This window comes from Marinobacter nauticus, from assembly GCF_003634635.1.
GTDB classification, from domain to species: domain Bacteria; phylum Pseudomonadota; class Gammaproteobacteria; order Pseudomonadales; family Oleiphilaceae; genus Marinobacter; species Marinobacter nauticus.
The window spans coordinates 871,319-895,639 of record NZ_RBJB01000003.1 but is presented as its reverse complement, the minus strand read 5'-3'; the positions used below and the strand labels follow the sequence as shown (position 1 = coordinate 895,639).

At 57.5% G+C, this 24,321-nt stretch carries 20 protein-coding genes; 12 read left to right on the top strand and 8 right to left on the bottom strand.

All coding sequences use genetic code 11. The features are described 5' to 3' along the window. Positions 1–22 precede the first annotated feature (22 nt). The 4 genes from C7436_RS10170 to C7436_RS10155 are packed head-to-tail and all read left to right on the top strand — an operon-like array spanning position 23 to position 4,551. Positions 23–2,158 (top strand): type I secretion system permease/ATPase, encoded by a 2,136-nt coding sequence (locus tag C7436_RS10170; protein WP_014422743.1) that lies wholly within the window; start codon positions 23–25, stop codon positions 2,156–2,158. Further along, complete coding sequence (locus C7436_RS10165) at positions 2,155–3,585, top strand: HlyD family type I secretion periplasmic adaptor subunit (RefSeq protein WP_014422742.1); 1,431 nt, start codon at positions 2,155–2,157, stop codon at positions 3,583–3,585. The genes C7436_RS10170 and C7436_RS10165 overlap by 4 nt, the downstream gene beginning before the upstream one ends. Continuing rightward, a complete protein-coding gene (locus C7436_RS10160; protein ID WP_014422741.1) occupies positions 3,582–4,229 on the top strand; it encodes a helix-turn-helix transcriptional regulator in 648 nt (215 codons plus the stop codon). The genes C7436_RS10165 and C7436_RS10160 overlap by 4 nt, the downstream gene beginning before the upstream one ends. Continuing rightward, positions 4,213–4,551 (top strand): hypothetical protein, encoded by a 339-nt coding sequence (locus C7436_RS10155; protein ID WP_014422740.1) that lies wholly within the window; start codon positions 4,213–4,215, stop codon positions 4,549–4,551. Before C7436_RS10160 ends, C7436_RS10155 begins: the two co-directional genes overlap by 17 nt. On the opposite strand, the gene C7436_RS10150 is transcribed toward C7436_RS10155, so the two are convergent. From C7436_RS10150 to C7436_RS10130, 5 genes are all read right to left on the bottom strand, one after another. Next, positions 4,548–6,449, bottom strand: coding sequence for an EAL domain-containing protein (locus C7436_RS10150; RefSeq protein WP_014422739.1), 1,902 nt, complete (start codon positions 6,447–6,449; stop codon positions 4,548–4,550). The genes C7436_RS10155 and C7436_RS10150 overlap by 4 nt on opposite strands. Continuing rightward, the gene (locus tag C7436_RS10145; RefSeq protein WP_228198093.1) at positions 6,436–7,005 is read right to left on the bottom strand and encodes a transglutaminase-like cysteine peptidase; all 570 of its coding nucleotides are present in this window, start codon (positions 7,003–7,005) and stop codon (positions 6,436–6,438) included. Before C7436_RS10145 ends, C7436_RS10150 begins: the two co-directional genes overlap by 14 nt. 291 nt (positions 7,006–7,296) lie before the next feature. Next, positions 7,297–7,686, bottom strand: coding sequence for a CBS domain-containing protein (locus C7436_RS10140; RefSeq protein WP_121207739.1), 390 nt, complete (start codon positions 7,684–7,686; stop codon positions 7,297–7,299). A gap of 13 nt (positions 7,687–7,699) precedes the next feature. Then, positions 7,700–8,050, bottom strand: a complete 351-nt coding sequence (locus C7436_RS10135; RefSeq protein ID WP_014422735.1) for a P-II family nitrogen regulator — start codon at positions 8,048–8,050, stop codon at positions 7,700–7,702. Continuing rightward, on the bottom strand, positions 8,047–9,534 hold the full coding sequence (locus C7436_RS10130; protein ID WP_121207738.1) for a DUF1538 domain-containing protein: 1,488 nt from the start codon (positions 9,532–9,534) through the stop codon (positions 8,047–8,049). Before C7436_RS10130 ends, C7436_RS10135 begins: the two co-directional genes overlap by 4 nt. Before the next feature lie 311 nt (positions 9,535–9,845). Between C7436_RS10130 and C7436_RS10125 the strand changes: the two genes are divergently transcribed. From C7436_RS10125 to C7436_RS10105, 5 genes are all read left to right on the top strand, one after another. Then, entirely contained in the window at positions 9,846–11,438 is a 1,593-nt protein-coding gene (locus C7436_RS10125) for an isocitrate lyase (RefSeq protein ID WP_121207737.1), read from the top strand. Positions 11,439–11,821: 383 nt separating this feature from the next. Further along, the gene (locus C7436_RS10120) at positions 11,822–12,979 is read left to right on the top strand and encodes a hypothetical protein (protein WP_121207736.1); all 1,158 of its coding nucleotides are present in this window, start codon (positions 11,822–11,824) and stop codon (positions 12,977–12,979) included. A gap of 52 nt (positions 12,980–13,031) precedes the next feature. Further along, the gene (locus C7436_RS10115; RefSeq protein ID WP_011786875.1) at positions 13,032–13,370 is read left to right on the top strand and encodes a hypothetical protein; all 339 of its coding nucleotides are present in this window, start codon (positions 13,032–13,034) and stop codon (positions 13,368–13,370) included. A 150-nt stretch (positions 13,371–13,520) separates the two neighbouring features. After that, a complete protein-coding gene (locus C7436_RS10110; RefSeq protein WP_228198092.1) occupies positions 13,521–14,171 on the top strand; it encodes a C39 family peptidase in 651 nt (216 codons plus the stop codon). Between the two features lie 4 nt (positions 14,172–14,175). Next, positions 14,176–14,640 (top strand): hypothetical protein, encoded by a 465-nt coding sequence (locus C7436_RS10105; RefSeq protein WP_121207735.1) that lies wholly within the window; start codon positions 14,176–14,178, stop codon positions 14,638–14,640. Positions 14,641–14,646: 6 nt separating this feature from the next. Here the strand turns inward: C7436_RS10105 and C7436_RS10100 are convergent, their stop codons facing one another. Together C7436_RS10100 and C7436_RS10095 are read right to left on the bottom strand one after the other, a co-directional pair. Next, on the bottom strand, positions 14,647–15,708 hold the full coding sequence (locus C7436_RS10100; RefSeq protein ID WP_121207734.1) for a transporter: 1,062 nt from the start codon (positions 15,706–15,708) through the stop codon (positions 14,647–14,649). Next, positions 15,705–17,087, bottom strand: coding sequence for a sigma-54 dependent transcriptional regulator (locus C7436_RS10095; protein ID WP_121207733.1), 1,383 nt, complete (start codon positions 17,085–17,087; stop codon positions 15,705–15,707). Before C7436_RS10095 ends, C7436_RS10100 begins: the two co-directional genes overlap by 4 nt. A gap of 261 nt (positions 17,088–17,348) precedes the next feature. Between C7436_RS10095 and C7436_RS10090 the strand changes: the two genes are divergently transcribed. Beyond that, complete coding sequence (locus C7436_RS10090) at positions 17,349–19,166, top strand: SLC13 family permease (protein ID WP_121207732.1); 1,818 nt, start codon at positions 17,349–17,351, stop codon at positions 19,164–19,166. A 7-nt stretch (positions 19,167–19,173) separates the two neighbouring features. On the opposite strand, the gene C7436_RS10085 is transcribed toward C7436_RS10090, so the two are convergent. After that, a complete protein-coding gene (locus C7436_RS10085) occupies positions 19,174–19,782 on the bottom strand; it encodes a TetR family transcriptional regulator (RefSeq protein ID WP_014422725.1) in 609 nt (202 codons plus the stop codon). Positions 19,783–20,002: 220 nt separating this feature from the next. Here C7436_RS10085 and C7436_RS10080 point away from each other — a divergent pair, with 220 nt between their 5' ends. After that, positions 20,003–21,178, top strand: a complete 1,176-nt coding sequence (locus C7436_RS10080; protein WP_121207731.1) for an efflux RND transporter periplasmic adaptor subunit — start codon at positions 20,003–20,005, stop codon at positions 21,176–21,178. Next, positions 21,178–24,288, top strand: coding sequence for an efflux RND transporter permease subunit (locus tag C7436_RS10075; protein ID WP_121207730.1), 3,111 nt, complete (start codon positions 21,178–21,180; stop codon positions 24,286–24,288). Before C7436_RS10080 ends, C7436_RS10075 begins: the two co-directional genes overlap by 1 nt. The last annotated feature ends 33 nt before the right edge of the window (positions 24,289–24,321 follow it).

The following is a 24,321-nucleotide window of genomic DNA, read 5'->3' as shown; positions in this document are numbered from 1 at the left end:
TTCGGCATAGATAAGGAGAGGCGTGGAAACTTCTGCAATAGATCACCGGCAGGATGACTTGCTAACGTGCCTGCGCGTTCTTTGCAAATTACATGGACGCCAGGCGTCCGGAGAATCCATTGTTTCCGGATTACCCCTTGACCAGGGCCGACTGACGCCCTCGCTGTTTGGTCGAGGCGCTCGGCGACTGGGTTTTAGCAGCCAGGTCTGTCAACAGTCATTGTCATCAATCAATACCGCGCTGCTGCCTGCAGTGTTGTTGTTGAATAATGAACGTGCGTGTGTCGTTCACTCGCTTGATGCGGAGGGAGGCTTGGCATCGGTCGTTTTTCCCGAGCTGCCCGAGTCAGAAACGGAGATTACCTCTGCACAGTTATCCGAACTCTACTCAGGGACAGTGATCTATTGTCGCCCGAGATTTCACTTTGATCAGCGCGCAACCAGAACACGGGCGGCGCAGGGCGGGCACTGGTTCTGGAGTGTCATTGGCGAGAATCGCAAGCTGTATCGTGATATCTGTATCGCCGCGCTGTTGATCAATGTCTTCGCGGTTGCCATGCCTTTGTTTGTCATGAACGTGTACGACCGCGTGGTGCCCAACCATGCCACGCATACGTTGTGGGTCCTGGCGGTGGGGCTTCTGATCGCCCTTTGTGCAGATCTGGTTCTTCGCCTGATGCGCGGATGGTTCATTGATCTGGCCGCCAGTCGCGCGGATGCGAAACTGTCCGCGACGATTATGGAACGGGTGTTGGGACTCAGCCTGGCACATCGTCCACAATCTGCGGGCGCATTTGCCGCAAATGTTCAGTCGTTTGAATCTGTACGCTCGTTTGTCAGTTCCATGACCGTGGTGGGATTGGTCGACCTGCCGTTTATGCTTCTGTTCCTGGTGGTGATTGTGCTAATCAGTTGGCCCCTTGGCATTCCAGTGCTGGTGGGGGCGCTCGGCCTTGTAATTTATGCCGCCATCGCGCAGCGCCGTTTACGGGACTTGTCCGAAGAGAGCATGTCGGCGAGTTCCCAGCGGAATGCGACTCTGGTAGAGGGTCTCGCGAACCTGGAATCGGTCAAGAGTTTCGGCGTTGAAAGCCGGATACAGGAAGCCTATGAGCGCACATCGCTATATATCAGCAACGTTGGAGCTCGCCTGAAATTCATCTCTGCCAGTCTTCAGAATGGTGCGCAGTGGGTTCAGCACCTGGTTGCGGTTTCAATCATCATCCTCGGGGTATATCTGATCATCAACGGTGAGTTGACCCAGGGTGGCCTGATCGCTGCTTATCTGTTGTCTTCGCGTGCCATGGCGCCGGTCAGTCAGGCTGCCGGTTTGCTGGCTCAGTATCACCAGGCAGCGACAGCGCTCCGAACCCTCGACGATATCATGGCTTTGCCACAGGAGCGTGAAGCCGGAAAGGACTGGGTCTCGCGCCCTCGCTTGAGTGGTCGGGTGGAACTTCGGGATGTGCATTTCAGTTATCCGGACGCCGGGCAGGCCGCGCTCACCGGCGTTTCAATGAAACTGAACCCAGGTGAGCGGGTGGCGGTTCTGGGGCGAAACGGCTCGGGCAAAAGTACGCTGCAACGCCTGTTGCTTGGACTACACCACCCCTCCGCAGGTACCTTGTCGCTGGATAATGTGGATGTTCGTCAGTTAGACCCGGCGGAACTTCGAAACAATATTGGCTATGTGCCGCAAGATGTAGAGCTCTTTTTCGGGAGTCTCAGAGACAACATCACGCTTTCCCGGCCGGTGTCCGATGAGGAACTGCTTCGGGTAACAGAACTCAGCGGTTTGAAGTCGTTCGTCGATGCACAGCCAGATGGGTTTGATCTGCAGGTTGGTGAGCGTGGCCAGCGACTGTCTGGCGGGCAGCGTCAGGCGTTAGCCATCGCGCGGGCGATGGTGGGTGATCCCGCCATTCTGCTGCTGGACGAGCCCACGGGCTCTCTGGATCACAGTAGCGAAGAACACTTCAAGCGCAGTCTGGCCAAAGCGGCGGAGAACAAGACGCTGTTGATGGTCACGCATCGAACCTCGTTGCTGGAACTGGCGGACCGGATTATTGTGCTGGATGGCGGCCGGATTGTCGCGGATGGACCAAAAGCAACGGTCGTCGAGGCATTGCGTCAGGGTAAGATAAGGGGGGCCTCGTGAGCGAGAACAATGAGCCGTCCTCGTCATTGGCCGAGAAGAGCTTTCACCGGATTGGCAAGGGCGCTGAGCGTGTTGGCAAGCGTCCGGAACGTTGGCTTGAGAAGCTGGCAGGGCGTTGGCTGCGCGTCCCGGATCAGCGTGGGTGGGAAGTAGACAGTGAGTGGGCCCGCATTCAGCAGGAGCCGATCCGGCCGAGAGCGCTGTTGTGGATGATCTTTCTGACTGTGATTGCGTTGCTGGTCTGGGCCGGCTTGGCACCGATTGATGAGGTCGCTCGAGGGGATGGCCGGGTGATTCCCTCGACGCAACTGCAGGTGGTGCAGTCTCTGGATGGAGGCGTCGTTGAGGTTCTGTCTGTGCAGGAAGGCGAACTGGTCAAGAAAGGGCAATTGCTGGTTAGCATTGAATCGACCCGCTTCGATTCTGACTTTGCCGAGCAGAAAGCGAGGGAATTATCCTTGACCGCCGATATATTCCGGCTAGAGGCTCTCGTTCAGGGCAAGGAGCTCACGTTCCCGCCTGAGTTTATTGAGCGTTCTCCACAACTTGTCACGGTCCAGCGCTCCTTGTTTGAAAACAGTCGCCGCGAAATGCAGGAGCAGGAGGCGATTCATCGCCAACAGTTGCAACAGCGTCAGGCCGATCTTGAGGAGGCTCAGTCGGCCCGCCGGCAATTCCAGGAAGTGCTGAAACTGGCGTCCAGGGAACTTGAACTTAAGCGACCCTTGCTGGCCTCGGGAGCGGTTTCAGAAGTCGACTTGATCAAGCTGGAGAGAGAAATCTCGAATGCGCGGGGTGAGCTTGCTCAGGCTGAGGCTGCGATCACGCGTTCGCGGTCGGCTATTCTGGAAGCAGAATCGAAGATACGGGAAACCGGGCTGGTTATGACCAATCGCTGGCGTGAGCAGTTGTCGGACTCAGTCAGCGAGCTGGCGGCGACTCTCGAGACACTGGATGGATTACAGGATCGCGTCAGCAAAACCCGAATTGTTGCACCGGTTGACGGCACCGTTCAGCGCTTGTTTGTGAAAACGGTGGGTGGTGTGGTCTCGCCAGGCCAGGACGTGGTAGAAATCGTCCCGCTGAACGATGAATTGCTGGTCGAGGCGAGAGTGTCGCCCAAAGACATTGCTTTTATCCAGAAGGGCCAGGAAGCCATCGTCAAGTTTACCGCCTATGATTTTGCGGTTTTTGGCGGGCTGAGGGCAACGGTTGAGCACATCAGTGCAGACACGATCACCGATGAAGACAACAACACCTATTATCTGACAAGACTGCGCACTGAAACTCAGGGATTTTCGGAGCAATTTGCCATTATCCCCGGAATGACGGCACAGGTAGACATCCTGACCGGGCAGAAAACAGTGCTTGAGTACCTGCTCAAGCCCGTGGTGCGCGCTACTTCTCTGGCACTGAGCGAGCGATGAAAACAGAGTCCTCTATTCTGCTGTATGGTCGTGCTTTTCGCCCTCTGGGCCACTGGGAGCGGGTATTGCCTGGGGTGCCCCAGCAAATGGTTGATGGGCAGCATGTGTCGATGCCGAAAGCCTCGGTGGCCTGGATAAGTTCCGATGTGCCGGGCTGGCAAGAATGTGTGCGCATGTTTTCCGAGGCTGGTATTCGTGTGGCTGTGCTCGCGCGGCTACCCGAAGCCGCTGAAATGAACCGAAGTCTGGCGTGCGGAGCGCGGGCTTATCTGCCAGCGTTATCAAACGATAAGGTCTTCCGCCAGGTCGCCAAGACGATTCTGGCAGGCGGTTTGTGGTTTCCGGAGAATCTCCTGAGTTCACTGTTGCAGTCGGTTGCACGTGCCGTCGAGTCGGATCAGGGGCATGAGCCAAAAGGCGATTTGCAGTCGCTGACCAGCCGAGAAACTGAAGTTGCGTTAAGTGCGTCCAAGGGGTTGAGTAACCGGCAGATTGCCTCAGACCTCGGCATTACCGAACGCACTGTCAAGGAACATATGGGGGCCATATTCAAGAAGCTGGCCGTTAAGGACCGTATGCAGTTGATGCTTTATGTGAATGGCCAGCTTGCCAACAGGAAGCAAGACAATGTTCATCAGGCGTAACCAGTCCGGCCGAGTTGTTGCTGTCAGTGAGGAGCCTTTAGCCGGTTTCGTTGAGGCTCCAGACGACGATCCCTCTGTCGAAGCCTTTCTTTACAGCCGCGCTGACGTCGATGCCGACGTCCGCTTCAGGGCGTCGGATTCTTCCCTCATTCGGGTCATTGAGGACCTGGTGGACCTGTTGGCGATGAAAGGTGTCATACGCTTTACCGATTTGCCCTCGGAAGCCCAAGCCAAGCTGATGGAACGAAAGTCCATGCGGGGGCAGGACGATCACCTCAATTTGATTGATAACAGCGGAGACGATCTGTTCGATTTTGATTAATTGCCTGACTTCACGCCCGGCCCGGTGACCCCGTCTAATCCCACATTCCAGGCAGCCTGGACGCATCCGTCTGTCTTTGCGCCCGCCAGGTAGATACTCAGCCCTATGGAGTGAGCCAGTCCGGTCAAACGCTGGAGATATTGCTGAGTGGCTGGGTCGTCTTCAAGCCGCTGGGCATAAACAGGATCTGTTTTCAGGTAGTCGAGACCCAGCTCGTGGACCTTGGCAATGCTTTCCAGGTTTTTGCCAATTCCGCTGATTCCCACCTGGCAACCTTGTGTCTGTATTTCTTCGACGAAGCGGCCAAGCAGCAGCTCTCCCTCGGCGAGGACCTCCTCGGGCAGCTCAAGCCGGAAGGATCGTCTGGGCTCGTGGCGCTGGCTCAGGAGATTGACGATGGTGCGCCGCAAAGTCTCATCCAGTAAGGTTTCTCTGGCGATATGAACGACAACCGGGAGTTCGCCCTGCTCCGTGAACGTTTCAAGAAGATACTGGACCATGGCTGTGTCAACGTGAGGTAAAAGGCCAAGCCGCCGCCCCCAGGGAAGAAAAAAGCCAGCCGGGCGCCATTGATCCAGTAGTTTGAGCCGCACCTTCGCCTCGACCTGAATGATGTTACCAGAACGATCAATCAAGGGGTGGAAGGCGACGTCGATGGCTCGCTCCTCCAGCGCCTGATTGAGTGCGGTGCGCCATTCGGCGGCATTGCGGAATGGAATGTCCTCAGGGTTGTCCTCATCAACAACGGCTCGCTGGTTGGTTTGCTCGGCGGTTGCGAGCAGATGGTCCGCATGCATCAGTACGGCTGCGTGCGTCGCTGTCGAGTCGAATGTTGAGACTGACAGCCTCGCCCGGCGCATGACTGGGCCGGTAAGCATCTGTTCAAGGGTCGGAAGAATGTGTGATGCATCCTGGAATCCAGTGACCAAGAGCCCAAAGTCAGACCCATTCAGGCGGCCCATGAAGGCATCCTGAAACAAGAGATCGCTATTGCTCAGCGCTTTCAGCACATTACCGCACATAATCTGGAGTGCTTCATTGACCTGATCTCGTCCGAGCTGCGCGTTGAGTTCTGCCAATCCGGGTATCCGAAGAAGAACCAGCGTGTGCCTGGTGTCAGACTCCGGGTCATCGATCAGACTGTTTAACTGACTGATGAAAAACTCCCGATTGGCAACGCCAGTGACCGGATCATTCAGCGCCCGTTCACGCATGTCTGCCAGCGCTTTTGCCTCAGACTCCAGAATCGTTTCGACACGCCTCGAGAGCTTGTTCATGGCGCTGACAACGCGCCGGAACTCCGTAGTGTTGGGTTCCTCGGACACGATGAAGCGTTTTTCTCCAATCGCTTCAGCCTGTTTCACCACATCGTTCAATGGGCTGCTGATGCGTCGCACCAGCCAGCTGCCAATCAGTCCAGCAATCACGGCTACGAGGCACAGCCAAATGAACAGGCGCTGGGCTGTCACCCATAGCGATGTCTGGGCGTATGTTCTGGCGCTCTCGACATACAGCGTCCCAAAGTTCACCCAGCCATCGGAAACCGTGGCTACACCGGGCGGAATGTCCAGGGGAAACATCACACGAAACCAGCTGGGCGCCTGATGATCAGCGGGCGAAGCAGTGAAAGACAGTGACTGGCCGTCTGTTTGCGACAACTCGATGCGTTGATAATGCCCTGTTGAAAACTGTGCATCGAGGAAGGACGCCATCAATGCCTGCTCTTTTTCAGAGTGCGACATGGTCAGTGCCAGTGAGTTGGCGCTATCGATGTTTTTCAGCATCAACTGCTCTTGGTAGTAACTTTGCGCGGAGACCAGACTCGCTGCCAGGCTTGCCAGGAAAGCTGTCAGAATCAGCAAACTGGTGCCCAGCCATAACTGTTTAACGAGGGACATTGAAGCTCACTCCTTCGCTCTTGATTCTCTCTAGTACATTGCGCCATGGGGACAGGCGAGCGGTAGCACTGCCCGCGGAGGCTCCACTAGCCGCCCAGAGTTCGCTACTGTTGAAGCTGAAGACCGGGGTAAGGTCGGTTCGTTCGCTGGCAGGCAGGATGTCTTCAACCAGACTGTCCAGCAAAAGCGGTTCGGCGCCGGGCTCCGGATAGTAACCAAGCACCATGTGAGGCTGGGTGATGGGGCTGGAGGGCCCGCCAATTCGGGCGCGGACATAGATAAGGCGAAGCTTGTCATCGCTTACGCCGGCGTTGAGCAGGCTTATATATTGAATGATGACATAATCCTCGCAGTCGCCGCGGCCCCTGGACAGGGTTTCAAGAGGGGTTGCCCAATAGTCTTCCTTTCCCCAGAGTGCCCTGTCCAGCTGGTAAGACAGTGCATCGTGGACAAAGGAATTGATATGTCTAAGCTTTTCAGGATTATCAAACGATCTTACCTGTTCAAGCACCCCATGCCAGCGCTTTAGTTTTGCGGCATTATCGCCTGACACCATTCGATGCCACGCCCTCTCGTTTTCCTCAAAATCGATACGGGTGTGGAGCCCGCTTGAGGCACTGGAATAGAGCGAAAAAAGCCCCGTAACGGCCAGGAAAAAACAGAGAGTCGCCAAGACCGCTGTTTTTGATACGATGCTGGTGCTGTTTTTTGTGCAGCGCGCCAACACGCTTCGACTCCTTGGGTTCGCTTGTCGCAATGCTGCGATTTGAGTAGTCAGTTTGTCTGCGCGCCACGTCGATTGTCAGTTGTTAATGTGTAACTCCTGAAAGCAGCCTGCATTCTGCTCTCAGTCTATATTGTCAAGTAACGCTGTCATCAAGTCATCCATGACGAGTAAACCTCGCAGTTCATTATTCTCTACCACCAACAGTCGTTTGACCCGGTATCGAATCATGAGGCTGGCGGCGTGCCTGGCGTTCAGGCTTTCACCAATGCTGATCACCGGTTTGGCACAGGCATCAAATACGTTCAGCAGGTCAATGTCCCCGTCCTCCGCGATGATGGTTTTGACAATATTGGTATAGGTAATCAGCCCCCAGGCATCGTGCTCGCTCTGGCGGTCGACCACCAGGGATTTAACATTGTGCCGTTTCATCAGGGACAACGCTTCGCGTATCTTGGCGAAGGCGGAGATTCGTATGATGTCCGTCACCATCACGTCTTTGACCAGTTTCATTATCGTGCTCCGGTTACAGAGAGTCTTTCAGGTATTGTTCAAATCTTTCCACCTGGGCCATGTCGATACCGCCGAGATGTTCCAGTGGTACTGTAAAGATCATGCCTTGGGAATCCTTGCCATCCGGCATGATGGCTTTCTGGATGGCTTTCAGTACGTCCAGCGACAACCCTTTCTCCAGCACCATCAGTAACACGCTCTGGCTGCCGTCATAGGTGAGGCCGAAGAACGTTTTTTTCGCGGTATTGCTGATGCCCCGGCCGGACATCACAGTGATTCCTCCGGCACCGCAATCCCGGGCAGAATCAATACACTCTTGCTCCAGGTCTTCAGGAACGATGGCCACCAGTGCCGAGAATTTCATGGTGTCTCCTTACGTGGTTCTGCAAGATACTGGGATACGATGGCGTAGGCCATCACCGTTACGATAGGAAAGATTGAAGCAAAGGCAATCAGCCCGAAGCCGTCGATGAGAATGCTGCGTCCGTCGATACTGCTGGCCAGGCCAATGCCCAGGGCGGTAACCAGAGGGACGGTTACTTCCGACGTGGTGACCCCGCCCAGATCATAGGCCAGCGCGATGATGTAGCGGGGCGCAATCAGGGTCAGGCCGACGACCAGAATATAGCCGCCCATGATGTAGTAGTGAATGGAGTCGCCGGTGATGATCCGGTGAACGCCGATAGTGATGCCGACGGCTACCCCGACCGCCACCAGTATGCGAATGACATTGCCGTTCAGGGTTCCCCCGGCGGCTTCTTCCGCCTGTCTGCCGATGGCGATCAGCGCCGGTTCCGCCATGGTCGTGGCAAAGCCTATCATCAGTGCAAAGAGGTACACGTAAAGATAGTTGTCTCTGGCCGTCAGTTGTTCGGCCATGCTGGTACCAATCGGAAACAACCCCATCTTGAGACCGATCACAAAGGCATAAAGCCCCAGAATCACCAAGGTAAAACCAAAGATGACCTTGCGTGGATTGGGAAGTTTGCGGCGCAGTACCAGATACTGAAAGAAGAGCACCGTAATGATGATGGGCAGAACATCCCGAATCATGGTGACGAGGTCCAGCAGTGCGCCGACCACGCCGGAAGGCTTGGTTTCTCCGACATCTGGTGAGAGCGGGACACCCTCGGCTTCGGCAGAACCTGAGTACACCAACATGCCGTAAACCTGCACGGTAACCATCGGTACCATCACCGCCAGTGCGACCAGTCCGAAACCGTCAATCAGCGGGTTCCGGCCTCGGATCGACGCAGCCAGACCTATGCCCAACGCGGCAATCAGCGGCACGGTCACAACATTGGTGGTGACACCGCCGGAATCGTAGGCCAGACCGACGATTTCTTCGGGTGCAAACCAGGTGACGATCACCACGATGATGTAGCCGACAATCATGAACCAGTGTATCGGGTAGCCGAAAATGGTCCGGAAAACGCCGAGGGCCACCACGCAACCCACGGATAGTGCTACCAGTACCCGGAGTGTCAGGCTGTCGATTCGCCCCCCGCTGATGGTTTGTGCCTGCTCGGCCACGGCAATCAGGGCTGGCTCGGCAATTACCGCAGAGAAGCCCATGGCAAAGCCGAAGGCCAGGAGAATGACCAGGGAACCGCGCCGGGCAAACTGATTCGACAGGCTCTTTCCGAGCGGGAAGATGCTAAGCTCGAGCCCTTGCAGAAACAGGGCAACACCGATGGCAACCACAAACAGGCCGGCAACCATGCTGAACAGGTTCTCTGGCACCTGCTGGAGAATGGCGATCTGAAAGAACGCCACCACGATCACAATGGGAAGCAGGTTCTTCAGTGCGTGCAGGAGTGAATGATTGAAGGCGCGGACGTAGAACACAGAATGCCCCTGTAGCCCGTGGGTGAGGGAGGTTGCTGATCTGGGTCAAGTGCCTGAATCATAGCACGCTGTAGTCTGTCCGAAATGACCCGCCTCAATAATAGGCCTTCAGCCTGTCGGCAGGGATTATGTGTATTCATTTAAAAAATGCCGAAAATACACCATATAAATTTCAATTATAAATTCGAAAGCACTAAAGTTACGCCCAACGTCACCACCAGCCCGGTTGTCCCGGCCGGTGGCTGGCTCCGGAGGCTGCTGGCAGCAGTGTTCCGAACCTTTTGAACACAAACGTAGAAAGGATAGAGACCATGCCTTACGCACAAGACGTCGACCAAATCGCTTCCATTCTGAAGCAGAACCCGACCTGGAACGCCATCAACCCGAAGCACGCGGCCCGCATGCGCGCCCAGAACAAGTTCAAGACTGGTCTGGACATCGCCAAGTACACCGCCAAGATCATGCGTGAAGACATGGCTGCTTACGATGCCGATTCTTCCAAGTACACCCAGTCTCTGGGTTGCTGGCACGGTTTCATCGGCCAGCAGAAGATGATCTCCATCAAGAAGCACTTCGGTACCACCAAGCGTCGTTACCTGTACCTGTCTGGCTGGATGGTTGCTGCCCTGCGTTCCGAGTTCGGCCCGCTGCCTGACCAGTCCATGCACGAGAAGACTGCTGTTTCTGGTCTGATCGAAGAACTGTACACCTTCCTGCGTCAGGCCGATGCCTGGGAACTGAACCACCTGTTCCGCGCCCTGGAAGAAGCTGAAAACGCTGGCGATACTGCCAAGGCCGAAGAGCTGATCAAGCAGATCGACAACCACGAAACCCACGTTGTGCCCATCATTGCGGACATCGACGCTGGTTTCGGTAACGCTGAAGCCACCTACCTGCTGGCCAAGCAGATGATCGAAGCTGGTGCTTGCTGTATCCAGATCGAGAACCAGGTTTCTGACGAGAAGCAGTGTGGCCACCAGGACGGTAAAGTAACCGTTCCCCACGCCGACTTCCTGTCCAAGATCAACGCGGTTCGTCTGGCGTTCCTGGAACTGGGTGTGGACGACGGTGTGATCGTTGCCCGTACTGACTCCCTGGGTGCTGGCCTGACCAAGCAGATCGCTGTAACCAACGAACCGGGTGACCTGGGCGACCAGTACAACAGCTTCCTGGACGGCGAGTACATCGAAGACGCTTCCCAGATCGAGAACGGCGACGTTGTGATCAAGTCCAACGGCAAGCTGCTGAAGCCGAAGCGTCTGGCCTCTGGCCTGTTCTGCTTCAAGCCGGGTTCTGGCGAAGACCGTGTTGTTCTTGACTGTATCACCAGCCTGCAGAACGGCGCAGACATGCTGTGGATCGAAACCGAGAAGCCGCACGTTGGCCAGATCGCTGGCATGGTTAACCGCATCAAGGAAGTGGTACCCGACGCCAAGCTGGTTTACAACAACAGCCCGTCCTTCAACTGGACCCTGAACTTCCGTCAGCAGGTATTCGATGCCATGCAGGAAGAAGGCAAAGACGTATCTGCCTACGACCGCGCCAAGCTGATGAGCGCCGAGTACGACAACACTGAGCTGGGTCAGCTGGCTGACGAGTGGTGCCGTAACTTCCAGCGTGATGCGTCCCGTGAAGCTGGTGTGTTCCATCACCTGATCACTCTGCCGACGTACCACACTGCGGCTCTGTCTACCGACAACCTGGCCAAAGGCTACTTCGGTGACGAAGGCATGCTGGCCTACGTTGCTGGCGTACAGCGTCAGGAAATCCGTCAGGGCATCGCTACCGTGAAGCACCAGGACATGGCCGGTTCCAACATCGGTGATGACCACAAAGAGTTCTTCGCTGGTGAAGCGGCTCTGAAAGCCGGTGGTAAAGACAACACCATGAACCAGTTCGGTTAATCGACCGGTTCAGGTTGTTCGGCAGGCACCCGCAGGTGCCTGCCAGCTACCAGAAACCCCGCATGGCTATCGCCCTGCGGGGTTTTGTTTTTTAACACTGGCGGATTTTTCCAGGTTGCTGATATTGGGGGACAAAAGCGAAATGGCTGATATGTAGCCACCGTTTGCTGTTTCACCAGCGCAACAGTTCGTCAGTTCACAGTTGTTTTCTGGTGTTCTTGAGATTTTTATTTCTCTTTATTTTTCAATGTCCTGAGTAATTTATTTGGCTTCTGGCACGGGAATCGCTCTTGTCTTCGGCGGGTCTGGACCTTGGCTTACCCGAATGCTGGCGGGATGGGTTGGACCCCTTTAAGCCAATACCATCAAAAGGACATGACATCATGAATACCAAGAAGAATCTGCTAGCCGCTGCCATCGCCATGAGCATGGGTATCTCCGGATTTGCACTGGCTGACCAGGGTGGGGACGGTGACCCCAACAACAATGCCAACGACAACTCCGCTGCCAATACCAACTATTCCGGTAACGCGGACTCTGGCAACGACAACTCCACCAACAACTCCGATAACTCGGACAGCTCCGATAACTCCAACAATTCAGACAACAGTACCGATGTGGCGGACTCTTTCAAGATCGCCGACAGTGGAAACGACATGTCTGATAACTCGAATAATTCGGACAACTCCAATAACTCCGATAATTCGAACAACTCGGATAATTCAGACAATTCGGACAGCAGCACCAACCTGAATGACGCCTTCAAGATTGCCGACAGCGGCAATACCGATGCGTCTGACAACTCCGATAATTCCGATAATTCGGACAACAGCACCAGTGTCAACGATGCCTTCAAGATTGCCGACAGTGGCAATACCGATGCGTCTGACAACTCCGATAACTCGGATAACTCTGACAACAGCACCACCGTCAGCGATTCGTTCAAGGTTGCTGATAGTGGCAATGACATGTCAGACAACTCGGATAACTCCGATAATTCGGACAACTCAGATAACTCTGACAATTCCGATAACAGCACCAACGTGAACGATGCCTTCAAGATTGCCGATAGTGGCAACACCGATGCATCGGATAACTCGGATAACTCCGACAATTCGGACAACTCAGATAACTCTGACAACTCCGATAATTCAGACAACAGCACCAACGTGAACGATTCGTTCAAGATCGCGGACAGTGGCAACAGTGACAGTTCTGACAACTCCACCAACGCTACCGATTCCTACAACAGCGATAGCAGTGACAACTCAGACAACAGCGCCACCACGCTGAATCTGTCGTTGGAAGTGTTCATGAACGATGCAGAGCTTAACGGCTCGGTCTCTGGCACCAATGTCACTTATGGCAGCGCCAACGGTGAAGGTTCCTATGTGGATACCCGCACTGGTAACGAGATCAGTGGTGGCTCCGCCAACTTCACCGGCGTCGGGGCATTTGCCCAGAATGCTGGCGTTGGCAGCGTAACCCAGGCCAATGTAAGCGTAATGTCCAACCTGAGTACCGGTGGTGGCAGCAACTGAGACAGGTCGGGCTGCCCGGCCAGGGCAGCCCGGTTTTGTCGGGAGATGTGTCATGGCCAGATTCATCAACAGGATGCTGATGGCTGCGCTGGTGTCTGTGGCGTCCGCAAGCTGGGCCGGGGATTGGCCTGATGCGGAACCAATGAGTGCTGATCAGTTGGAGGCTGCCAGCGGGCGACAGGGAATTCCGCTCCAGTGGCAACTCAATGAGTCAGAACAGAACGCTCTGGTCTCTGGCAATGTGTTGTCTGGCCCGGTCAAGACGGGAGACAACCGTATCAGTGATCAGGCTTTCGGCAACATGAGCGGCATTGCCACCGTCATCCAGAACACCGGCAACCAGGTGGTCATTCAGGACAGCACGCAAATCAATATTCTCATCAACCATTGAGGAGGGGCGGCCGCCATGGCTACCAATCGCATCGGGAACCGTCAGGAACGCAGCCGTCAGGTGCGGTCGGCAACTCCCGTAGCGCCCAGGCGTGGCGGCCTTTCCCGCCGGTCGCTTTTCAGGTGTTGTCTGGTCGGTGTGATGGCCGGAATGTTGTCAACCGCGGGTCACGCCGGAACCGTGCTGGTCCCCGGGCCTGCCGGGGATGTTCCGGTGTCTGTCACCAGTTTTCAGAATCAGCGATTTTCGGCTGTGTTCCAGCAGGAATACGATTTCAGCTGTGGCTCGGCGGCACTGGCATCGTTGTTGTCTTTTCACTACGGCGATGAGGTCAGTGAGCAGGAAGTATTTCAAGGCATGTGGACTCTGGCGGATCAGGACAAAGTGCGTCAGCAGGGCTTCTCCATGTTGGATATGAAGCGTTATCTGGAGTCCGAAGGTTATCTGGCAGATGGATTCCGCATGCCGCTAGCCGGCCTTCGGGATCAGGTTCGCGTTCCGGTAATTGCTCTGGTAACGCTGGGAGGTTATCGGCATTTTGTGGTGATCAAGGGCATCAGTGATCAGGAAGTGCTGGTGGGCGATCCGGCCCGGGGACTTAAAGCCTACAGTTGGGCAGAATTCCAGGAGCATTGGGATGGCTCCGCCTTCGTGATACGCAGCCATCTGGATATGGGGCGAGCCAGTTTTCTGGATCGGGACGACTGGCCGGGCCTGGCCCGGGCACCTCTATTCAAGGGGCTTGGCTCGCCGGCATTGGGACATACCCTGCCATACTGGCCCAGTACACAGGAGTGGTAAGACCATGGTTAAAGGATGGGCTGTTCTGATTACTCTGAGTCTGCTAGCCGGGCCGGTTCATGCTGAGCTGCGGTTACCGGTCACCAGCCTGGCGGATGCCGAGCTGGATCAGCTCCGGGGCGGCTTTGTGATGAACAATCTGGAGATCTCCATCGGCCTTGAGCAGGTACTGGCCGTGAACGGTCAGACTCTGGTGGTGAACCGCCTGACCATTCCGAATTTGAATGATCCCATGGCCGCAGACAGACTCAGCACCCAGTTGGCATCCATTCAGGGAGCTTGGGAGAGCGGAGCAGGAAAACTGGCGCTTGATACCGCAGTGGCCGGCTCGGGTGGCTGGATGACGGTTATCCAGAACAGCCTGAACGGAACCACCATCCAGAACATCCGCCAATTGAATATTGAACTGAACAACCTCGGTGGCGCCTATCGGTTGCCTCGGGATTTCAGTCTGCCCATGCTGCCGTGATCAGCCTCAGAGATTGATCGGCAGCTTGAGGGTGATCTCGCTGTTTGGAGCATTGTCGGTTACACCCACCGCCACTGTGAGGCTCATGGTGGTTGAGGGCGATAGCCGGTGCGACAGCCCAAAAGACAGTGAACCCACCTGAATTCGGTCGAAGTTGGACGAGAACAGGTCGTTGCCATGTTCAAAGGTGGTTTTGCGAATGACCGAGTGATCATAGCCCAGGCTGAACGAAGTGCGTTCATTAAACGCAAAGCCCATTCCGAAGCCGAATCTCACCACGTCGCCGGGGTCGACGGTGCCACCGTTTTCAAAGCCCTGCTCTTCCTTGATAGTCCAGGCGTAACTCAGGTTTCCGAACAGAACTGCCGGGTCGCTAGGGTAGATAAAGGAAAGTCCCGGTTCCACTGCCCAGAAGCCTGAACCGGTGGGGCGGTTGGCCAGCTCTACCCCGATGGGGTTGCCGCTGCTGTCGGTAATGATTCGCTGGTCGACATCGTAGGGGCCTTCGCCGGTGGGTGCCCTGGTCCGGAAAGTACCGATCAGGTAGGGCCAGCCATCGAGGCCATCGTTGAGCTGGTAACGTATCGATAACTCGGCATCACCGATGCCATCACCGGACGATTCCCGGACGGTATCGACCGGCGTTCCCTGAAACACTTCCCGTTCCCGAAGGTCCTCCCGGATGCTCAGGTAGGGCACCCTCAGGCTGCCTTCCAGCCGGCTGGTGAAACCATATTTCAGGGATAATGCGCTGACGAAGATATCGCGCTGGATCTCGGAGATGTTGATCAACCCCACCAGCAGGGCTGGAATGACTGTGTACCCCTCAACCGCCACGCGGGTGGCGTTGCTATGGGCATGGGAAAACGATGGCTCGATGGTAAATCGCCCGGGCCGGGTGACGATACCCCGGTCTGCGGTAATGGAGGCAATGGTAGTTGCGCTGTCCTGGGCTGCTGCTTCCCGCTGCTCGGCGGTGCCGGTGGTGCGTTCATCCGGGGCAGGGGGGGCGGCCAGGGCGAGCGGGGTGAGGCATAGGCTGAAGCTGAACAGGGCCAGACGTTTCATGACAGATCTCCATGATCGCGTTTCTTGGAAAGGCCGTGGTTCGATGGTGGTTGCAGCTGGTGTTTTTCCAGCAGTCGGTAAAACGAGACTCGGGAAATATTCAGAAGCCTCGCGGCCGCCGAGACGTTGTGATGCGTCAGGGCGAGGCTGGTCGCGATGGCCTCCTGGTCCGCCCGGGCTCTGTATGCCTCCAGGCTGAACTGATCGATGTGTGTGGGTAATTTGACCGGGGGCAAGCCCAGGTCTTCGGGCTGGATGCTTAATTGCCGGGCAAGCAGGACGGCTTGCCGAAGCCGGTTCTGCAGTTCCCGCAGATTACCCGGCCAGGAATGTGCGGCCGTGGCCAGCAAGGTGGCGTTGCCAAGCCGGTAGTGTTCTCCCTCCGATGTGCCCAGGGCCCGTTGGGCCAGATATGGCAGGTCTTCCAGACGTTCTCTGAGCGGTGGCAGGGTTACCGTGAGGTTGCCAAGCCGATAGAACACGTCGCTTCTGAAGCTGCCCTCTGCGACTTTCTGGTCCAGTTGGGTATTACAGGTGGCGATCACCCGCACATCGACTTGCACGGCATGATTCGAGCCCACGGGTTCGATTGTGCCTTCCTCCAGGAAGCGCAGGATGGCAGATTGCTGCATAAGGCCAAGCTCATCGGCACCCAATAGCACCAGGGAGCCGCCGTTGGCGGCTTCGATACGGCCTTTTCTGGATTTCAGTGCGTGCGTGAAGGCACCGCGCTCATGGCCGAACAGTTCGCTCTGGGTCAGGGGCTCGGGTAGCGCGGCGCAGTTGATGACCGCTATGGGGCCATGGTGGCGCGGCGAGTGTTCATGGATAAACCGGGCTGCTGCCTCCTTGCCGGTGCCGTTTTCCCCGTAGACGATGACGGGTTCCTGAGTTGCGGCGAAGCGTCGCAACAGGCTGCGGGCCTGACGAATAGCCGGTGACGGACCATCCAGTACATAGTCCTGGTAACTGAGCAGTTCCGGGCCAGTCAGGTTCGCGCTCAGGGCGTGCATGCCCCACATATGGCCAAGGTTATTGATCAGTCGTTGATGATCCAGTGGAAGAGTGTGGTAATCCTGGCAGTAGTCGCGGATCAGGCGGCACACCATTGCGTTGTTCAGTTGCTGTCGCCCGACCACCGCCAACCAGGTGGTTACCGGTAGCATTTCCAGCCAACCTTTGGTGTTTTCCAGGGTGGGGGGGGGCTGGTCGGCGAGAACACAGACCCCAACGGGTTTGCCCAGGTAGTCGGGCATTGGGAGCACGGGGGCATGCTGACTATTGATGACGGTCATCTGCCAGCCAGGAAGGTTGGGCAGCTGTGTGTTTTCAGCATCAGGGGCCGCTGACAACCAGACAAGCGGTCGTTTCTGTTCCATAGCTTTGCTCCGGCAAAGGGACTGAACAACCGACAACGCTGTATTCGAAAACGAGAGGGGACTGCTGCGGGAACTGCTATAGTCGACCACGACCCTGTGACCTGCCTGGGCTTCCATGCAGGTAATGTCTCAGCTGATCGATAGCAGGTTTTGCACCAGAATCGGGTAATCCCGTTAATACAGATGCTTGCTAATGGTTCCCGAGCTGGCGCGGGCTCGATCTGTAAAACTTATTGACGGTTATGGAGGGAGTCGAGGGGCATGGTAGCGGATCAATGGATTGTATTTTCCGTTCTGCTTGTCACCCTGGCAGCGTTTATCTGGAACCGGTTGCGGTTTGATGTTGTCGCCATGCTGGCGCTGCTGGCGGTTGCCATTGCGGGACTGGTGCCGGTTGACAGTGTATTCGCCGGTTTCGGGCACCCGGCCGTGATTACGGTGGCGGCGGTGCTGGTTATCAGTCAGGGGCTGGTTAACGGTGGTGTGGTAGACGAGGTGGCGCGGCTGCTGGCCCGGGCAGGGAACAATGCCGTGCTTCAGGTGCTGACCCTGACCCTCGTGGTGGCCGTGTGTTCGGCATTTATCAACAATGTGGGGGCACTGGCGCTTCTGATGCCGGTCGCCATCTGGATGTCCCGGGAAGCCGGGCGGTCGCCTTCACTGTTGCTCATGCCTCTGGCGTTCGGGTCGCTACTGGGCGGCACCATTACGCTGATCGGTACCCCGCCTAACATCATCATCGCCAGCTATCGAGAGGCGGGCACCTTCGGGCTATTTGACTTTGCGCCCGTGGGGCTGGCAATTACCCTGGCGGGTATCGTCTTTATTGGATTGATCGGCTGGCGCCTGACACCGAAACGGGAGGACCCGGCCGCCGGCGAGAAACTGTTCAGCGTGGGCGATTACCTGACGGAGCTGAAACTGACCGAAGGTTCTGACTATGCCGGTAGCACCCTGCACAACCTGCTGACGGCCGGAGACAGCCAGAACAATCTGGTGGTCTTGTCGTTGATCCGCGATGACAAAACAACGCCGGCACCCTCAACCTTTACCATTCTGCGTGAAAATGATGTCCTGCTGGTGGAAGCCGATACTGAGAGTCTGGGCGAGTTTCTGGAGATCACCGGTCTGACGTTGGCTTCGGGCGCGCCGAACGAGGAAGTAGAGAAGGATGGCACCGGAGGCAAAGGGCGTCGGCAACAGGCGGAGGATGAGCTGGTTGCTGGCGATGCCCGCTTGATCGAGGCGGTTGTGACTCCCGGTTCACAGCTGGTCGGCCGTACCGCAAACCGTCTGAATCTTCGGGAGCGCTACAGTGTCAACGTCGTGGCCGTCGCCCGGCAGGGCCACCGTCTCAAACAGCGGCTGGCGGATATCCGTTTTCGTTCCGGTGATATCCTGCTGGTGCAGGGCTTCGAGGAGACGCTTCCGGCTAATCTGAGGACGCTGGGCTGTCTGCCGCTGGCTGAGCGGGGGCTGGCGTTTGGCCGGGAGAAACGCCTCGGACTGGCCGGTGGGCTGTTTGCCGTTGCCATCCTCGTTATTGTCGCCGGCTGGGTGACGCCTCCCGTTGCGCTGGTGGCGTGTGCGGTCGCCATGGTGCTGGCCGGACTGCTGGAAGCCAGTGATGCCTACAAGGCCATCGACTGGTCGGTGGTGGTATTGCTGGCGGCGATGATTCCGGTGGGGCAGGCCCTGGAGACCACCGGCGGCGCCGATCTTATCGCCCGTCAGATTCTGGCCATCGGTGAGGGACAGGCGCCCTGGCTGGTGCTGTCGATTATTCTGATTGGCACCATGTTGTTATCCAATGTGGTGAACAATGCCGCGGCGGCCATTCTGGTCGCACCTATTGCCCTGGGCGTTGCTGGTCAATTGGGGCTGTCTTCGGACGCAACGCTGATGGCCGTCGCCATTGGCGCATCCTGCGCGTTTCTGACCCCGATAGGGCATCAATCCAATGCGCTGGTCATGGAACCCGCGGGTTACCGGTTCGGCGATTATTGGCGCCTGGGGTTGCCACTGTCTGTGGTGGTCACCGCCACGGCGGTGCCGGTTATTCTCTGGGTATGGGGCTGACTGGAGCTCAGGCTTCCGGCTCACCCAGCAGACCACTGAAAACGGTTTCCACCAGTATCGGTGCAACCTCGGCCAGCGGAAGGCGCTCAGGTTTGGCCAGCCAGTCGAAAAATAGTCCCAGCATCTGGGTATGCACCAGATAGCCCGCCAGTTCCGGGCTCAGGCCCGGACGCAGTTTTTTCGCGTTTTCAGGACTGCGGAAAATGTCGGTCACAAAGGCAATTCCCTCTTCCGCAAGCTCCCGGTGTTTGTTCAGCGCCTGATCAGATTCGTTGCGGTGGAAGAGGATGTAGTACACCCGGAAGTACTGTTCGTCTTCGGCCAGCTTGCTGAGAGCGATAACGCAGAGATGCTTCAGGTTGGTCAGGCTGTCCTGGCTGATGGCGGCTTCATCGAGCATTTCGCCGAGGGGCGCGCGAACCCGCTCCAGCATGGCATCCAGGATGTCCTGCTTGTTGCGGAAGTGCCAGTAGACCGCGCCCCGGGTTACACCGGCGGTACGGGCAATTTCTTCCAGCGATGCCCGGGCAACGCCTTTCTCCATGAACATGCTCTCGGCGGCATCGAGCAGGGATTCGCGGGTGGCTTCCGCCTCGGCTTTTGTCTTTCTCGCCATGATGAAGTCTTCCGGTGGTGTGTTGCGCCGGCTTTGTCCCGGCCCGTCAGGGTATGAACCGCTTGTGGGAACTACGTAAGTATACCTGAAGACAGTTTACATACATACATGGATGAATGTATCTTGCCTGATCTTACCGATTGCCACTCCGGGCTGGCTGGCCCGGACACATTTACATAATTGATGACACGATCTGTTTCGGTGTTCAGGAGAGCGCGCCATGCCCGTTGAAATGTCTCATCGCCCTAACGCCCGCAAGGGACTGCTTTTTGCTGGTTTGTCGACACTGCTGATGCTAACGGGGTGCAGCGGTCAGGATGGTGAGGGCCAGCAGGCCGGCGCGGGCGGCATGCCTCCGGCGGCGGTTGTGGTGCAACAGGCGACGCTGGCCGATGTCACGGTGAGGCAGGATTACGCCGGCCGTGCCCGGGGTGCCCGGGAGGTGGAAGTCCGGGCTCGCATCAGTGGCATTCTGGAACAGCGGCTATACGAAGAAGGGCAGATGGTGCGGGAAGGTGATGCCTTGTTCCGCATAGATCGCAAGCCTGCAGCGGCGGCATTGCAGAGAGCCCGGGCCCAGCGCCATGTTGCCGAGGCGGATGTTCAGCAAGCGGAGCGGGAATGGAAACGTATTTCCTCCTTGTTTGAGCGTAACGCCGTCAGTGAACGGGAGCGGGATTCAGCCCAGTCTGCACTGGAACTGGCCCGGGCCAACCTGGCGGTGGCCAATGCCGGCGTGGCCCAGGCTGAACTGGATCTCGGCTACACCGATGTCACGGCGCCAATCAGCGGCGTGACCAGTCTGGAGGATTTTCCGGAGGGTAGCCTGATCGATACCGGCACCCTGCTGACCACCATTGTTCAGCTCGACCCCGTTCACGTTCGCTTTGCGCTTCCGGAAAACGACGCCAACATTCGCCGTGCTGCCCGTGAGGGCATGGTACGGGCAGATCAGGAACAGAATGTCTCGGCGCGCCTGGTTCTGGCGGACGGCAGCGAATACGACCTGGATGGACGCATCGACTTTACCGCTTCTACCCTCGACCCCCGCACCGGCACGGTGTCCGCCCGAGCTGTGTTCCCGAATCCGGAGCAAGTGATTGTACCGGGGCAGTTTGTCCGGGTGCGGGTGGAACTGCAGAGTTTTGACGATGTGATAACCGTGCCTGAGAGGGCGGTAACCCAGGGGCAGAATGGCCCTGTGGTCTATGTGGTTGATGACGACAGCAAAGCCCGGATCCGGGAGGTGGAGCTTGGGCCGGTGAGTGATGGCCGGCAGATCCTCCTGAGCGGCCTGGATGCGGGCGATCGTTATATTGTCAGTGGTCTGGTGAACCTCCGTGATGGCGCCGCCGTTAACGTCACCAATCCGGATAGCCCGGAGGAGGCCAACTGATGCTGCGAACATTCATCGACCGGCCGATCTTCGCCTCGGTTATCTCGATCATCATTACCCTTGGTGGAGCGCTGGCCCTGCTGGGTTTGCCGGTAGAACAGTACCCCAACGTGGTGCCGCCTCAGGTGGTGGTGGACGGCCGCTTCCCGGGAGCCAGTGCCGATGTGATTTCCGATTCGGTGGTGGCGCCGCTTGAGCAGGAAATCAACGGCGTGGACGACATGATCTACATGGAATCCAGTGCCACTGACTCCGGCAGTTTTCGAGTGACGGTGTCGTTTGAAATCGGCACCGATCCGGACCAGGCTACGATCAACGTCAACAACCGTGTGCAGCAGGCTTTGGCCCGGTTGCCTCAGACCGTCCGGGACCAGGGTCTGAAGGTGGAATCCCGTTCCACCTCAATCCTGCAGGTGATTACCCTGTCCTCACCGGACAACTCCATGGATGTGGTGGAGATTTCCAACTACGCACTGCTGAACGTGCTGGATGAGCTGGTGCGCCTGCCCGGCATCGGGGACGCCTCGCTGTTTGGCGCCCAGGATTACTCCATGCGTGTCTGGCTGCGCCCGGACAAACTGGCCCAGTTCGAGCTGACACCGGCGGATGTGGCCGGAGCGTTGCGGGCCCAGAATGCCCAGTTTGCCGCTGGCCGGATCGGGGCAGAGCCGGCGCCGGAAGGCCAGGCGTTCACCTTCAGCGTGTCCGCTCCGGGCCGGCTCACCAGCCCGGAAGAATTTGGCGAAGTGATTCTTCGCAGTGATGATCAGGGCGCGTCGTTGCGCCTGAAAGATGTGGCACGGATAGAGCTGGGCGCACAGAACTATGATTTCGCCGCCATCTATAACGGCGGAGCCACGGTGCCGATGGGTGTGTATCTGCAGCCGGGCGCCAATGCGCTGGATGCTGCGGAAGCGGTGAACGAAGCCATGAAGGAAATTGCCGACCGTTTCCCGGAAGGCCTCGAATACAATGTACCCTACGACACCACCCGCTTCATTGATATCTCCATTCAGGAGGTGATCTCCACCTTCATCGTGGCGGTGCTGCTGGTGGTTGTGGTGACCTTCCTGTTCCTGCAGCATTTCAACGCCACGCTGATTCCGTTGATCGCCATTCCGGTGTCCCTGGTGGGCACCTTTGCCGGCATGCAGGCCATGGGGTTCTCGGTCAACCTGCTGACCCTGTTTGGCTTGATACTGGCCATCGGTGTAGTGGTGGATAACGCCATTATCATCATGGAAAACGCAGAACGGCTGATCAAGGAAGAGGGCATGTCGCCTTACAATGCCGCCGTGACGACGGTTAGCCAGGTATCCGGGGCCGTGGTGGCGTCCACGCTGGTGCTGGTGGCGGTGTTTGCACCGGTTGCGTTCCTAGGTGGGCTCAGTGGTGAACTCTATCGGCAGTTTGCTATCACCATTGCGGTATCTGTGGTGATCTCCGGTGTCGTCGCCCTGACGCTGACGCCTGCCATGTGCGCCCTGTTGCTCGGCCATGAAGGCAAACAGCTCACCGTATTCCGCTGGTTCGATGCCGGTTTCGACAAGGTCACCAACGGTTTTTCGGCGGTTGTGGACTGGCTACTGCGCCACGCCGTGATCGGCGTACTGCTGTTCGCAGCCATGATCGGTGGCACCGTTTTCCTGCTCAACAAGATGCCGTCCGGGCTGGTCCCCCAGGAGGACCAGGGCTTTGTGCTGACGGCTTATTCATTACCGGCCACCTCTTCCCTCAGCCGCACCGAAGGCACCCGGGACGAGCTGGCGCAGAACATGCTGCAGCTGCCTGAGGTGAAAGACGTGGTCGCCTTTGCCGGTTTTGACATTATTTCCAGTGCCTTGCGCACCAACAGCGGTGTCGCGTTCGTAACGCTGGAGGACTGGGCTGAGCGAGAAGGCGAAGGCCAGGGCGCGGCCGACATTGCCAACAAGATTATGGGTATCGGGTTTGGTATGCCCGAAGCCTTTGTCATTGCCTTTACCCCGCCACCGATCCAGGGGCTGTCGACCACCGGCGGTGTGGAAGGTTACATCCAGGCCCGTGGTGGCCGCACACCAGCCGAGATCAAGGCGATGGCGGACCGGTTCACTCAGGCTGCCAACCAGCGCCCGGAACTGACCAACGTCCGGGTGACCCTGGATACCGGTATTCCCCGCTATCAGGCGATTGTTGACCGGGAAAAGGCCCAGGCGGCAGGTGTGCCGGTGGATCAGATTTTCACCACCATGCAGAGCACGTTTGGCGGCCTGTATGTAAACGACTTTACCCTGCAGGGGCGAAACTGGCAGGTGACACTGCAGTCTGAAGGCGAATTCCGAAGCCACCCGGATGACCTGCGCAAGGTGTTTGTGCGTTCCTCCTACGGAGAGATGATTCCCCTGAGCTCACTCGTGGAGCTGGAGCGGGTGAGCGGACCGGACATCCTGAACCGCTTTAACGTCTACCCCGCGGCCAAACTGCTTGCGGACCCGACGCCGGGCCACACCACGGGCGAAGCCCTGACCGCGCTGCAGGAAGTTGCCAATCAGCAGTTTGACCGAAACACGTTGCTGGGTTGGACCGGTGAAGCCTATCAGCTGCAGGACTCTGCGGACTCCGGCACGCTCGCCTTTGGCATGGGGCTGCTACTGGTGTTTCTGATCCTCGCCGCCCAATACGAGCGCTGGGGTCTGCCGGTGGCAGTGGCTACCGCGGTGCCCTTCGGGGTATTCGGGGCGGCACTGGCCTCGCTGTTGCGTGGCTTCCCCAACGACATCTACTTCCAGGTAGGGTTGCTGGTGCTGATTGGCCTGGCGGCGAAAAACGCGATTCTGATCGTTGAGTTCGCCGCCCAGAACCGGCAAACGGGCATGAGTTCGTTCGAGGCCGCCAGCACCGCAGCCCGCCAGCGCTTCCGGGCGATCATGATGACCGCGCTGACGTTCATCGTGGGTTCCCTGCCGCTGGCATTCAGTACCGGCGCGGGTGCCGTGAGCCGGCAGGAAATCGGTACTGTGGTGGTTGGCGGCATGCTGGTGGCCAGTACCCTGGCCCTGTTCTTCGTGCCCTTGTTCTACAAGCTGATCGAAGACCTGGCGGACTGGCGGCGCAAACGCAAAGCCGCCTGATCGCAGTTTTTGCGCCCTGCTTGCCACTTGCGA